This window comes from Paludisphaera soli (assembly GCF_011064595.1).
Lineage (GTDB): Bacteria > Planctomycetota > Planctomycetia > Isosphaerales > Isosphaeraceae > Paludisphaera > Paludisphaera soli.
Map to the genome: position 1 here is coordinate 13764 of NZ_JAALJI010000032.1, position 13668 is coordinate 27431.

At 73.5% G+C, this 13668-nt stretch carries 11 protein-coding genes; 5 read left to right on the forward strand and 6 right to left on the reverse strand.

The genetic code is table 11. The features are described 5' to 3' along the window. Positions 1-119: 119 nt before the first annotated feature. From G6O68_RS27165 to G6O68_RS27185, 5 genes are all read right to left on the reverse strand, one after another. Positions 120-782: a hypothetical protein gene (locus tag G6O68_RS27165; RefSeq protein WP_165252089.1), complete on the reverse strand. Its 663-nt coding sequence runs from the start codon at positions 780-782 to the stop codon at positions 120-122. Positions 783-905: 123 nt separating this feature from the next. Then, positions 906-1469 (reverse strand): hypothetical protein, encoded by a 564-nt coding sequence (locus G6O68_RS27170; protein ID WP_165252091.1) that lies wholly within the window; start codon positions 1467-1469, stop codon positions 906-908. 181 nt (positions 1470-1650) lie between these two features. Next, positions 1651-4278, reverse strand: a complete 2628-nt coding sequence (locus G6O68_RS27175) for a CehA/McbA family metallohydrolase (protein WP_165252093.1) — start codon at positions 4276-4278, stop codon at positions 1651-1653. Positions 4279-4363: 85 nt separating this feature from the next. Beyond that, on the reverse strand, positions 4364-4963 hold the full coding sequence (locus tag G6O68_RS27180) for a hypothetical protein (RefSeq protein ID WP_165252095.1): 600 nt from the start codon (positions 4961-4963) through the stop codon (positions 4364-4366). Positions 4964-5213: 250 nt separating this feature from the next. Further along, positions 5214-5870 carry a hypothetical protein gene (locus G6O68_RS27185; protein ID WP_165252097.1) on the reverse strand — a complete coding sequence of 219 codons (657 nt, stop codon included), beginning with the start codon at positions 5868-5870 and terminating at the stop codon, positions 5214-5216. A gap of 205 nt (positions 5871-6075) precedes the next feature. On the opposite strand from G6O68_RS27185, the gene G6O68_RS27190 reads away from it, so the two are divergent. The 3 genes from G6O68_RS27190 to G6O68_RS27200 all read left to right on the forward strand — a co-directional run bounded on the left by G6O68_RS27190 (position 6076) and on the right by G6O68_RS27200 (position 8153). Next, positions 6076-7155 carry a twin-arginine translocation signal domain-containing protein gene (locus G6O68_RS27190; RefSeq protein WP_165252099.1) on the forward strand — a complete coding sequence of 360 codons (1080 nt, stop codon included), beginning with the start codon at positions 6076-6078 and terminating at the stop codon, positions 7153-7155. Between the two features lie 115 nt (positions 7156-7270). Beyond that, entirely contained in the window at positions 7271-7828 is a 558-nt protein-coding gene (locus tag G6O68_RS27195; RefSeq protein WP_165252101.1) for a YqgE/AlgH family protein, read from the forward strand. Positions 7829-7868: 40 nt separating this feature from the next. Further along, positions 7869-8153, forward strand: a complete 285-nt coding sequence (locus G6O68_RS27200) for a putative quinol monooxygenase (RefSeq protein WP_165252104.1) — start codon at positions 7869-7871, stop codon at positions 8151-8153. 82 nt (positions 8154-8235) lie between these two features. Here the strand turns inward: G6O68_RS27200 and G6O68_RS32500 are convergent, their stop codons facing one another. Next, positions 8236-8649 carry a hypothetical protein gene (locus G6O68_RS32500; RefSeq protein ID WP_206108221.1) on the reverse strand — a complete coding sequence of 138 codons (414 nt, stop codon included), beginning with the start codon at positions 8647-8649 and terminating at the stop codon, positions 8236-8238. Between the two features lie 210 nt (positions 8650-8859). Here G6O68_RS32500 and G6O68_RS27210 point away from each other — a divergent pair, with 210 nt between their 5' ends. After that, positions 8860-9477: an RNA polymerase sigma factor gene (locus tag G6O68_RS27210; RefSeq protein ID WP_165252106.1), complete on the forward strand. Its 618-nt coding sequence runs from the start codon at positions 8860-8862 to the stop codon at positions 9475-9477. Positions 9478-9500: 23 nt separating this feature from the next. Beyond that, positions 9501-13643 carry a serine/threonine-protein kinase gene (locus tag G6O68_RS27215; RefSeq protein WP_165252108.1) on the forward strand — a complete coding sequence of 1381 codons (4143 nt, stop codon included), beginning with the start codon at positions 9501-9503 and terminating at the stop codon, positions 13641-13643. Positions 13644-13668: the final 25 nt, after the last annotated feature.

The window sequence follows — 13668 nt, forward strand, 5'->3', positions numbered from 1 at the left end:
AGCCGGTCTGCCATGCCGCCACCCGGGCGTCGCCCGCCGAGAATCCTCGGCGCGCGGCGCCCGTTTTCGTGCGCGAGGCCGCGAGAATATGGGACCCGCGAGGCCCGCCCTCACCACGCTCAGACCTCGCGCATCGCCTCCGCGGCCGATTCCTCCTTGCCGGCCGCCTTCGGGCGGACGCAGGCGAGGAGCGCCATGGGGACGGAGAGCCAGGCCGCCAGCACGAGGGCGTTCTGCCAGCTCGCCCACGACTCGCGTTCGGCCCCCTCGTCCAGCAACCGGGCCAGCTCCGCCCCACGCCGCGCCGGGCCGGAACGCCGGTCCAGCTCGGCGACCGCCAGCGGCCGCAGCGCCGCGGCCTCGTCGGCCGGGAGCCACCAGCTTTCGCGGGGCAGGGATTTGCCGGCCGCGTCGTAGCGCTGCCCCGTCAACTCGTAGCGCCAGGAGTCGCGACGGCGGAAGAACCCGAGGTCGGGGAAGGTCGCGCCGGGCGACCAGCCGAGGCGCCGCGAGACCGACTCGCGATGGGTGGTCTGCACCCCGAGGGCGAAGACCGGCCCCGCCCCTTCATGCCGGCCGTAAGGGACGATCCGGTCCCCCGGCGCGTCGGGGCCGGCCGCCGCCGGGGCGTGGGCCACCAACACCGGCTCGCGGAACAACCCCTCCGCGGGGTCCGCCGCCGCGCCGGGCCACGGCGCCAGGACGGCCGCGGCGATCAGCGACGGGGAGATCGCGAACCAACTCCAGGAGGGGAGGCCGAGCAGGCGATTCGGATGCGACATGGCTGGGGCCCATCGTGCGACGGAGCGAGAGATCGAAAAGCTCCCGGTTCTTCGTCGCCGCCGGCCGGGTATTGGAGGCGAACGGCCGCCTCGGTCTCTTGGCCGGCGGGGACGAACGCCAGGTCAGAAATGCACCGGGAAGGCCTGGAGTTGAGGCCGAGGCGTCGCGGCGTCCGAGCCGACCTGCTCGATCGCGTCCCCCCGCACGCGGTAGGTCTCCTCGACGTAATCCAGGATCAGCGTCTTGAGGGTCGTCGACCGAAGGAGCGGCGTCATGCGGACCTCGACCCGCCACGAGCCGTCGCCCTGGCGCTCGGCCCGCCGGATCTCGCCGCGCCAGCCGGCGTGCCGGACCGTGTGGTCGTCGTAGTGCGGCAGCCAGTTGAAGTGCGCGGCCCGCTCCGGCGGGCGGGAGTCGGCCTCGGCGAAGGCGGCGGCGAATCCCTCCTGGAAACGAAGCGCCTCGCCGCGCGCGTCGGCCGCGGGCCGGATCGCGGTCCGGAAGTCGTCGTCGGCGGGGCCCAGCCCGCGCCGGATCCGGGACTCGGGCAGGACGACGCGGAGCGATCCCGGCTCCAGGACGATCCGGGCGCCGGGCGGCGGGCCGACGATCTCGCGGTCCCCGGCGCTCGCCGGCGTCGGCGCGGCCAGGGTCATGATCGCCGCGACCTTGATGAACGCTCTCATGGAACATCTCCTCCTGCTCGGACGCGCGAGGACCGTCGCGGCCGCGTCGGTCGGATCGACATGTTGGTCGGCCGGCCCGATTCGGTCAAGGCGGCCGCGGTCGTCGCGGTCCGCCCGAGTCCGACGACTCGATTCACCCGACATCGGGTCGGGGCGTCGCCCGCTCGCGAGGCTCCCGGACTCAATCGGCCGATTCGGCGATCAGGCGGCGATAGACCGCGCGGGCGTGGTCGTAGTCGGCCTGGGCCTGCGGGCGTTCCTGCTCGCGGTAGGTGGCGGCCTTGGACTTCCAGCACTGTTCGACGCCGGCGAGGCACCACTGGGCGCTGTGGCGGCTCGCCCGGATCGGCTTGCCGCCGACGAGGATGAAGAACGGATTCGTGTGGCCCCCCGGCGTGGCGCGGACGGCCGCCCAGCTGCTCGCGGCAACCTCGGCCGTGAACTCCAGCTCGCGGACCCGGCCGTCGCAGGGGATCTCCCGGGTCGCGACCGGGAGGCCGTTCACGACGAGTTCCACCGGGGTCGTCTGCCTCCCCGGATACCGGGCTGCGGCCCTGACGCGGAAGGTGACGACGCCTGGCGCCGTCAGGGCCAGCTCGCTGCCGTCCACGCCCAGCTCGCGGCTCGTCTCGCCGGCGACGGCCGTGAGGTCCATCAGGTGCGTGGAGCCGTCGCTCACGTAGCTGCGCCCGTCCTGGACGGACTCGACCCATCTCTCGAAGGTCAGCTCGCCGTCGACCTTGGCGTAGACGCGGCCGACGCCGACGCGCTCGCCGGTCATGCAGGGGAAGTCGGTCTCGCCGCTGGCCCGGACGCGGAAGCCGCAGTTCAGGACGTGATACCACATCGTCCACTCGGCCTCGCGCTCGGTGTTCATGGTGCTGATGAAATCGACCGCCGGCGTGGGCGCTCCGTCCGGGCCGGGGACCTCGTGCGCGACGTCGACGATGAACTCGTTGGCGCCGATGCCGTCGTAGGCCGGGACGTTGAAGTGGGGGATGCCGCCGGGCCCGTCCTGCGCGCCCTCGACGCGGCCCACGAAGCGCGTCAGCCCGCTGCCGGAGTGGGCCGGCCCGCAGACCGCCCCCTGCTTCTTCGCCCAGCGCAGGGTGTTCAGGCCGAGCGTCGGCCAGTGGTCCTTGGACTCGCCGCCGGGCGGGATCTGCTCCTTCAGGTTGAGCAGGTTGAGGTGCCCCGAGGCGTGCGAGCCGAAGCCGCTCACCTCCACGTCGTAGCGCAGGAGGTAGGGGGGCCGCGACACGTCGTCCGGCTTGCCCGTGAAGAATCGCTTCTGGTAGTCGAAGCACGGCCCCCAGGTCAGGCAGCAGCCGACCTTCACGTCCTCGCCGACGATGTGCCGCATCATGTCCTCCGGCTCGACCCCCTCGGTCGGGTTGTCGTAATGCAGGCAGCCGGCCGCGTGGATGTGGTGGTCGCCGCTGTACCAGCCGCCCCGCGCCGGGTCGATCCAGCGCGCCACCGAGTAGCGGAACTCGGTCGGTCCGTCGCCCACGATCAGTTCGCGGACCTCCGGGATCGACTCCGGCCCGCGCGAGCAAGAGACCTGGTACTTCCCGGCCGGCAGTCGCACGGTCTCGCCGGTGGATCGGTAGATCTGGGCCTGGAAGAAGAAGTCCGGCGCGAGCCGCTTGGCCTGGGACGGATAGATCCGGCCGTCCTGGTCGCGGATCACGAACGCGGCCGTGGTCGGCCCGACGCCCGGCTCGTCTACCCGGAACGTGACCGGGACCGAGGGCTTCGCCGTGAAGGAAACCTGCGCGACGGCCGCCCCGACGGTCGCGTCGGTCTCATACCCGAGGGTGATCCAGTCGAAGACGGACAGGCCCGGGGAGCCGCCGGGATCGATGCGGATCCCCGCGAGATCGGCCGACGACGAGTCGAGCTTCACCTCGTACTCCGCACCCCGACCCGGATCGAGCGGGAAGTTGGCGATGAGCCGGCCGTCCGGCATGGGCTGCCCCTTGGTCCACCAGAACACCTGGCCGACGCCCCCCTTCTCGAACCGGGCCCAGAACCTCAGCACGAGCTTTCCCCGGGGCGCGGTCACGAGGGTCATGAAGTAGGGGTCGACCGCCGTGGCGGCGACCTTCAGCGACCCGTCCTCGGCCTTCAGCACGCAGTCGTTCATCGCGACCCAGCCGTCGCTGTCCTTCGCGAACTTCCACTGGCGGATGACCGGATCCTCGGCCGCTTTCAAACCCGCGCCCCCTTCGACTCGGAACGAGAGGTCCGCGACCTTCTCGCCCGCGTCGCGCGAGGAGAGCTGGACGATCGCGTACTCCAGCCCCAGCCCGCTCAGGTTCGGGAGCATCGGCTGCGCGGTGTACGGCGACATCGCCAGCCACCGTCGCTCCACCTCCTCCTTCGGGGAGTTCGGCAACGGACGGGCGTTGGGGCTGTCGATGCGGAGCTGCCCGGTCGAGCCCGGCCTGTTGACGACCTTCACCAGGTACGCCCTCCAGCCCTGCTCCACCAGGTCCAGCCTCTCGGACGTGGGGATGGCCCGAATCGACCCCGCCTCGTCGATGACGACGGCGGCGAGACACCGGGGGTCGAGCAACTCCTGGACCCTCGCCACGGCCGAGTCGCCGTCGGCCGCGCGGAGGGCCGCCAGGGCCTCGCCGGTCGCGGCCGGCAACGGCTGGCCGAGGTAGTCGAGCGCCTGCCGGAGCCGGTCGACCTGGGCCAGGAGCGGCTGGGCCTCGACGGTCCTCGCGGTCGGCCATTCGCCCGCCGATACGAACGCCGGGGCGGCGACCGCCAGGAACAAGCAGACGCAACGAGTCATGGGCACCCCCTGAAGGTCGCGATGATGTCGAGAGCGGTGTTCGATTTCGATCAGGATCGCCGAGGCTGACGAGGCGCTCGCGTCGCTACTTCCCCGCCTCGGCCTCGACCATGAACAGCACAGGCGCCTGCGCCCGGAAGCCCAGGTCCTGCGTCCCCTGCCCCGCTTCCATGGAGACGGTCAGCTCGTGCCGGCCCGGTCGGCTCGCCGTGACGGCGAGCAGCCGATACTCGACCTCCAGCCCCACGAGCTCGGGGGTGAGGCCGTCATGGGAAGGGAAATCCAGGGTGAACGGATTCTCCCCGCCGCCGGCGTACGCGCCTTGCGGCTGCAATCGCTGCCGGCCGCCGCTCAGGTTCTCGACCTTGACGAGGACCCGCGTCGTTCGGCCCTGGCGCAAGGTCGCCGCGGCGGGCCCGCGGGCCACTTTCACCCGGCCTTCGGGATTGATGGTCACGTCCAGGAAGACGCGATCGGCCAGGGCCTTGTGGATCGCCCGAGCCTGGCCGCCGGCCAGGGCCGATCGGACCGCCGCGACGACGTCGTCGGGCCAGCTCGCGTCCGCCCGCTCCAGCTCGGCCAGGATCGCCTCGACCTGGGCCCCCAACGAGCCGTCGCCGGACTCCGGGGCGGCCGGGGCGAGCCATCCGACGGCCAGGCCGATCAGCATCGCGGGAACGATCATGCTCGAGCCTCCGAGACGGTTTCGTCGACGAACCCGGGCCCGGTCGGCCCGATCGGTCTCCTGACGTGCGCCACTCGGTTATAAGCCTCCGCCTCCCGGAAGGCGAGACGGTCGCGGCCCTCCGGCTCCGGCAGGCCCGGATTCGCCCCGTTCCCCGGCCGCAGCGAGGTTTCTGGAGGCAAAGAGCCGGGGGCGGCTCGATCCCGTCCACGCGAGGCGCCGGGCCCGGGCGTGGTCGTCGGGGGCGAACTCACGGGAAGAACTCGTTGAGCTTCGAGGTCGCCGGTTTCCTCTCCCCGGCGGGCCTGGGGCGGATCCCGGCACAGAGCATCAGAGGGATCGACGACCAGGCGGCGATCATCAGGAGGTTCTGCCAGTGGAACCGGGACTCGCGCTCGGCCCCCTCGTCGAGCAGCTTCGCCAGCCTGGCCCCGCTCCGTCCCGGGCCCGAGCGACGGTCCAATTCGGCGACCGCCAGGGGCCGAAGGGCCGCGGCTTCCTCCTTCGGGAGCGGCCGGTCTCCGTGGGGGAGGGACTTGCCCGCCTCGTCGTATCGGGTCGCCGTCAGCTCGTAGCTCCAGGCGTCGCGGCGCTCGAAGAAGCCCAACTCCGGGAAGGCCGATTCGGGGCGCCAGCCGAGGTGACGGTCCACGCTCGAACGCCGGGTCGTCTGCAAGCCCAGGGCGACGACCGGCCCCGATCGATCGCGCTCTGCGAACGACACGACCCGAGGGACCCCGCCCGTCGCCGGCGCGAGGGCCACCAGCACGGGCGCGTCGAGCAGCCCGGCCGAAGGGTCCGCGGGCGCGCCGGGTTGGGGTGCCAGCAGGGCCCCCGCGACGAGGCACGGCGAGAGGACGAGCCAGCCTCGCGGCGGGAGGCCGAGCAGGCGTGTCGGGTGCGGCATGGGAGAGGCCCCGGGAGGACGGGTGATTCGGAAAAGCCGTCCGAGGTCGTTCGTCGCGACGGGCCGAATCTTGAAACGCGCGGGCGTCGGGCGCGAGCGGGCCGGGGGAAAGGGAGTACTCCGTTCACCCGGCGTCCGGGTCGTTGTATAGTGCCGGGACGGGACGACGCCCAGGCACCTCTCGAAACCCCGGGGACCCAACGACATGGACCGGCGCGGATTCCTCAAGCAGGGCGCGGTCGCGGCGCTGGCCGCCTCGGCCTCGACGTCGGCGGGGCCGTTCATCCACGCCGCGGACAAGTCGGGCTCGAAGGCCCCGATCGTCGGCGAGGGCGAGCACCGCTACGAGTGCCGGCACGACTTCTTCCAGGCCCCGGGCTCGATCCGGTGGTTCGAGACACACGGCGTCGCCGTGGACTCGCAGGGGTTCATCTACGTCACCCACCGCGGCGGCGCGACCAAGCCCAGGTCGCCGGCCGAGGCCCAGGACACGATCGCCGTCTACGACCCCGAGGGGAAGTTCGTCCGCTCGTTCGGCAAGGCGTTCCACGGCGGGGGACACGGGATCGACGTGCGGGTCGAGGACGGGGTCGAGTACCTGTACCTCGCCTGCATGATGCCCGTCGACCTGGTCGCCAAGACCGACCTGAAGGGGGAGGTCGTCTGGATCAAGGAGGCCCCGCCCGAGCCCCACGTCTACGACAAGCCCGACGCGAAGTTCGCGCCCACGAACGTCGCATTCGCGCCCGACGGCGGGTTCTTCGTCGCCGACGGCTACGGCTCGCACTACATCCACAAGTACGACAAGGACGCGAAGTGGGTGAAGACGTTCGGCGGGCCGGGCGAGGCCGAGGGGAAGTTCAAGACCCCCCACGGCGTCTGGCTGGACGACCGGCCCGGGCGTGAGCCGACCCTGGTCGTCGCCGACCGCGCCAACGCCCGGCTCCAGCGGTTCACGCTCGACGGCGAGCACGTCGGCGTCGACAACCACGAGGTCTCGTTCCCGGCCCACTTCGACACGCGGGGCGACGTCCTGCTGGTCCCCGACCTGCACGCGCGGATCACCCTGCTCGGCAAGGACGACAAGGTCCTCACCCACCTGGGTTACGACCCCGAGTGGACCAGGCAGGTCCTCGACGGCTTCAAGATCCGTCAGCAGCCCGACCGATGGCCGGCCGGGAAGTTCATCCATCCCCACGACGCCTGCTTCGACCGGGACGGGAACATCCTCGTCGCCGAATGGGTCGCGACCGGCCGGGCGTCGTTCCTGAAGCGGGTGGGCTGACGCCGGGGGGGCGTCTTCGCGAGCGGCGGCGTCGGGCCGCCGCGCGGAGCCCCCGCCGTCGCCGGACCCCGCCCGCCCCCCGGGCGCGACCCCTCGGGGGTCGTGATGAGTGCCCATGAATTCGCTGCGAGGACGCCTGCTGATCGCCACGCCCGGCCTGATCGACCCGAACTTCGCCCGGACGGTCGTCCTGGTCGCGGCGCACGGCGACACCGGCGCGCTCGGCCTGATCCTGAACCGGGAGCTGGAGTCGGCCGTCGTCGACGTCTGGCGGCAGATCAGCTCGGAGCCGTGCCTGCGCCCGGAGAAGATGCGCCACGGCGGGCCGATCTCCGGGACCCTGATGGCCCTGCACGACCTCCGGCCGCACGCCAACCTGATGGTCGCCGACGACCTGTACGTCGCCACCGAGTTGAACGCCATGGAGGCCCTCGCGGGCTCGGCCGACGGCCGGGTCCAATTCTACGCCGGCCACGCCGGCTGGGGCCCGGGCCAGCTCGAGGACGAGATCCGCGAGGGGAGCTGGCTCCTCGCCCCCGCGGCCCCCGACCACGTCTTCGGGAGCCTCGACCCCCATGCGCTCTGGAAAGACGCCGCGACCCTCGCCGGCCGTCGCGAGGTCCACTCGCTCGTGGAGCCCCGGCACATCCCCGAAGACCCCCGGGCCAATTGACCCCGACCCATCCCATCCTCGACCCAGGACGCCCTCCATCATGATCTGCCTCGCCGTCACCTTCCTCGCCAAGCCCGGCACCGAGGACCGCGCCGCCGACTGCTTCCGCCGGCTCACCGAGCACACCCGGAGCGAGCCGGGCTGCATCATGTACCTGTTCCACCGCTCCACCGCCGACCCCCGCAAGTTCTTCGTCTACGAGCAGTACCAGGACGAGGCCGCGCTCCAGGCCCACACCGGCGCCGCCTACTACGCCCACTACGTCCGCAAGGAATTCCCCTCCATGATCGAGAGCAGCGACTTCCAGCAGTACGAGCCGATCTGACCCGGCCCCGCCCCTCCACCGGATCGCCGGCGCGTCGAAAAGCCCGGGGGCTCGCGAGGAACCCCCGGGCTTCGGGCTTCATTCACCGACGGACGCCCCAGCCGCCGCCGTAGCCGCCGCCGGGGTATCCCCCGCCGGGGAACCCGCCGCCCCAGCCGCCGCCGGGGTAGCCGCCCCCCGGATACCCGCCGCCGGGGAAGGGATAGGGCTGCGGGCAAGGCTGAGGGTACGGACGCGGGAAGGGCTGAGGATAGGGGGTGCAGGGAGGCGAGCCCCAGCCGCCGCCGGGGTATCCCCCGCCCGGGAACCCGCCGCCCCAGCCGCCGCCCCAGCCGCCGCCTCCGCCGTACCCGCCCCCCCCGTACCCGCCCCCCCCGTAGAAGCCCTTGCTGCTGGGGCGGCCCTTGCCGCCGGACTGGGCGTGGGCCTCGCTCGTCGCCAGCACGCCGCCGATCGTCAGGGCCAGGGCCGCCGTCAGGATTCGCGTCGCCTTCATCGTGCACCTCGTTTTCGGGTTGAGACTCGTTTCGCTTCCGGTCCGTCTCGGGCGTCTTCGACGTCCGCTCGGTGGGTTATCACCGTCCCGAGGCCGACCGGACGGACCCCCCGGAAGTTTTTTCCGGAAGCTTGCGGTTTCGCGTCGGCCCCCGCGCGGGGATGATCGACGCGGGGGAAACGGGAGCGACCGAGAAGGGACCGCATCGCCATGTCCGATCCAGGCTCCGAGGCCGAGGGCTTCCGGGCGCTCATCGAGCGCGTGCGCGGCGGCGACGAACAGGCGGCGGCCGACCTGGTCCGCCGCTACGAGCCGGCCGTCCGTCGCGCCGCCAGGGTCCGCCTGGTCGACACCCGGCTGAACCGGATGCTCGACTCGATGGACGTCTGCCAGTCCGTGATGGCCAGCTTCTTCGTCCGCACGGCGCTCGGCCAGTACGAGCTGGACACGCCCGACCAGCTCCTGAAGCTGCTGGCGACCATGACCCGCAACAAGCTGGCGAACGCGGTGAAGGCCCAGGGCGCCCAGCGTCGGGACTTCCGCCGCACCACGCCCGGCGGGGGCGGGGGCGACGAGTCCCCCGGGGCCGCGGCCTTCGAGGACGTGGCCGGCGCCTCGCCCACCCCCAGCCGCGAGGTCGCCGCGCGGGAGATGCTCGACGAGGCCCGCCGCCGACTCTCGCCCGACGAGCTTCGGCTGCTGGACGACCGCGAGGCCGGCCGCGACTGGGCCGAGATCGCCGCCGACCTCGGCGCCAGCCCCGAGGCCCTGCGCAAACGCCTGGCCCGCGCCGTCGACCGCGTCGCCGTCGAGCTGGGCCTGGATTGATCGAGGACGAGGCCGCCGCCCCCATGAACTCCCAGGACGCCACCCGCACGAGCCCCGGTTCGAGCACGCAGACGGCGACGCGGCTGGTCCAGGACCATCGCGAACGCTGGCGCCGCGGCGAACGCCTGCGCGTGGAGGCCTACCTGGAACGTCGGGGAAGGCCCCGCGTCGAGCCCGTGGACCTGCTCGACCTCGTCTACAACGAGTTCCTGCTCCGCGAGGAGGACGGCGAGACGCCCCCCATGCAGGAGTACCTCGACCGCTTCCCCGACCACGCCGACGAGCTGCGCGCGCAATTCGAAGTCCACGAGGCGCTCCGCCTCAGCCGGCCGTTCAGCGTGGCCCTCTCCACGGCCTCGGGCCTCGCCGACGACGAGCCGGACGCCCGGGACGAGCCCACCCGCGTCCCCGCCATGGCCGACCCGACGACCGCGCCGGACCCGCATCCGCGCGACCCCCGCCTGCCGATGGTCGCCGGCTTCGACGTGCTGGGGGTGCTCGGCAGCGGCGGCATGGGGACCGTCTACAAGGCCTTCGACCGCAAGTGCCGCCGCATGGTCGCGATGAAGACCATGAACCGCGCCGGGGCCGCGGCGCTGCTGCGGTTCAAGCACGAGTTCCGGTCGCTGGTGGAGGTCGTCCACCCCAACCTCGTCACGCTGTACGAGCTGATCGGCGACGGCGAGAACTGGTTCCTGACGATGGAGCTGCTCGACGGCGTGGACTTCCTCGCGTACGTCCGCGAGCCCTGCCCCGACCGCTTCGCCCGCATCCGCGCCGCGATCCGGAAGCTGGCCGAGGGGGTCGCGGCGCTGCACGAGGCGGGCAAGCTCCATCGGGACATCAAGCCGTCCAACGTCCTCGTCACCCGCGAGGGGCGGGTGGTCCTGCTGGATTTCGGCCTGGCTGCCGACCAGGACGAGGAGGGGCGGCACCTGAGCAGCGACGACCGCCTGGTCGGCACGGCCGCCTACATGGCGCCCGAGCAGGCTGCGGCGCGGCCCGTCTCGGCGGCGAGCGACTGGTACAGCGTGGGCGTGATGCTGTACGAGGCCGTCGCGGGCCGGCTGCCGTTCGCCGGCGGCGCGCTCATGATGCTGATGGACAAGCAGCGCCGGGACCCGCCGGCGCCGTCGGAGGTCGCGGCCGGCGTCCCCGAGGAGCTGGACGCCCTCTGCGTGGAGCTGCTGCGGCGCGAGCCCGAGGGGCGGCCGTCGGGGGCGGAGGTGCTGCGACGGCTCGGCGCGGCCGAGGACGTCGCGCGGCCGGGGCCGGGCCTCGCCGCGACGGCGGCCGGCTCGCACCCGTCGTCCGCCGGCCGGGGCGTGTTCCTGGTCGGCCGCGATCGTCACCGCGAGGCCCTGGAGGCGGCCCTGGCCGACGTCCGCGGCGGTCGGCCGGTCGCCGTCTACCTGCACGGCGGCTCGGGGGCGGGGAAGACGGCGCTCCTGCAGAACTTCCTGGACGAGCGGGCCGACGAGGGGGACGCGATCGTCCTCTCGGGCCGCTGCTACGAGCGCGAGTCGGTGCCGTACAAGGCGTTCGACAGCCTGATCGACGCCCTTGCGCGCCGCCTGGGCCGGATGGGCGAGATCGAGCTGGCCGCCGTGCTGCCGCGCGACGCGGCCTCGCTGGCGCGCGTCTTCCCCAGCCTGCGCCGGGTCGAGGCCGTGGGCCGCGATCCGCGGCGGACGGGCGAGACGCCCGACCTCCAGGAGCTTCGCCGCCGCGCCTTCGCCGCGCTCCGCGAGCTGCTCGCCCGCCTGGGCGACCGGGGGACCCTGATCGTCGCCGTCGACGACCTGCAATGGGGCGACGCCGACAGCGCCGCGCTGCTGCTGGAGGTGATGCGGCCCCCGGACGCCCCGATCCTCCTGTTCGTGGCGACCTATCGCAGCGAGGACGAGTCCGCCAGCCCGCTGCTTCAGGCCCTCGCCCGCGTCGGCGCGCTGGGGGTCGAGGGGGCGCCCGCCGAGGGCTTCGACGCCCGATCGCTGCGCGTCGAGCCGCTCTCGCCCGACGAGTCCCGCGCGCTGGCCGCGACGCTCCTCGCCGACGCCTCCTCGGCCGGGGGCCGCGAGGCGCTGGTCGAGGCCGTCGCGCGGGAGTCGCGGGGCAACCCCTTCTTCGTCGCGGAGCTGGCCCGCCACGTCCACGCCGGGGCGCTCGACCTGGAGGCCGACCCGGGGAGGCGCCTGGTCCTCGACGACGTGCTCTGGTCGCGCATCGAGCGGCTGCCGGCGGACGCGCGCGAGGTCCTGGAGCTTGTCGCCGCGTCCGGCCGGCCGATCCGGCTCGTCGACCTGAACCGCTGCCTGGACGAGTCGGTCGACGAGCGGTCGGCGCTGGCCGTCCTCCGCGCCGGGAGGCTCGTGCGGGGGACGGGCCGTGCCGAGACCGACGAGGTCGAGGCGTACCACGACCGCGTCCGCGAGACCGTCGCCGCGAGGCTCTCGCCCGAATCCGCGCGGGACAAGCACCGCCGCCTGGCCGCCACGCTCGAGGAGTCGGGCCGGGCCGACCCCGAGGTGCTCGGGGTCCACTTCCTGGCGTCGGGCGATCCGGCGAGGGCCGCGACCTACTTCGCCGAGGCGGCCGACGAGGCGGCCGAGGCCCTGGCCTTCGAACGCGCGGCCCTCCTCTACCGCCGCGCCCTGGAGATCGAAGGCGACGATCCCGCGCGTCGCGTCGCGCTCTCGGCCCGGCTGGGCGACGCTCTGGCGAACGCGGGGCGGGGGGAGGAGGCGGCCTCGTCGTACCTGGCCGCCGCGGCCGACTCCTCGCCCGACGAGGCCCTGGAACGCCGCCGCCTCGCCGCCATGCAGTTCCTCGTCAGCGGCCACATCGACCGCGGCCTGGAGACGTTGCAGGACGTCCTCGCCCGCGTCGGCATGACGCTGCCGCGCACGCCCAACCGGGCGTTGGCCTCGCTGCTCTGGCGGCGCGCCTTGCTGCGGCTGCGCGGGCTTCGCTACCGCGAGGCCGACCCGGCGAAGGTCGACCCGTCGGCCCTGACGCGGATCGACGTCTGCTGGTCGGCCGGCGTCGGCCTGAGCGTCGTCGACACGATCCTGGGGGCCGACTTCCAGGCGCGGGGGCTGCTGCTCTCGCTGGCGGCCGGCGAGCCCTCGCGGATCGCCCGCGCGCTGGCGATGGAGGCGGCGCATGCGGCCTCCACGGGGGGCTCGAACCGTCGCCGGACCGAGCGCCTGCTGGCGACGGCCGAGGCCCTCGCCCGCCGCGTCGACCAGCCCTACGCGATCGGCATGGTGACGCTCGCCCGGGGCGTCTCGGCGTATCTGGAAGGCCGATGGCGGGCGGCGCAGGCCCAGTGCGACGAGGCCGACGCCCTCTTCCGCGACCGCTGCACGGGGGTGGCCTGGGAGCGCGACACGGCCGACGCCTTCGCCCTCTGGGGCCTCAGCCACCAGGGCGAGACCGGCGAGCTGACCCGCCGCTGGCCCATCCTGCTGGCCCGGGCCGTCGAGCGCGGCGACCTGTACGCGGCGATGAACCTCAGTTCGTACCTCATGTCGATCGTCCGGCTGGCCGCCGACGAGCCCGCCCGCGCCCGCGAGGAGCTGGCCGCGACCAACGCCCGCTGGTCGCGCCGGGGCTATCACGTCCAGCACAACGACGCGCTCTGGGCGGCCGTCCAGATCGACCTGTACGACGGCCGGGGCGGGGACGCCTGGAGGCGGCTGGACGAGGCCTGGCCCGCGCTCCGGCGCTCGCTGCTGCTGCGCGTCCAGTTCGTCCGCACGTCCATGCGGTTCCTCCGCGCCCGCGCCGCGATCGCCGCGGCCCTGGAGGCGAAGGAGGCCTCCGAGTCCCGCCGCCTGCTCGCCGTCGCCTCGCGAGACGCCCGCGCCCTCGAAGGCGAGCGGATGCCCTGCCCCGATGCCTACGCCCGGCTCGTCCGCGCGGCGCTGGCGCAGGCCGAGGGCCGCGACGACCTCGCCGCGCCGCTCTGGCGGGCGGCCGTCGCCGGCTTCGAGGCGGTCGATATGAACCTTTGCGCCGCCGCCGCCCGCCGTCGCCTGGGCGCGTGCCTGGGGGGCGACGCCGGCGCGCGGGCGCTCTCCGAATCCGAAACCTGGATGCGCCGGCAGCTCATCCAGGACCCCGAGAAGGCCGCACGCATGATCGCGGCCCGGTTCGAGTAGGCCCCCGGACGTCGCGCGATCCGGG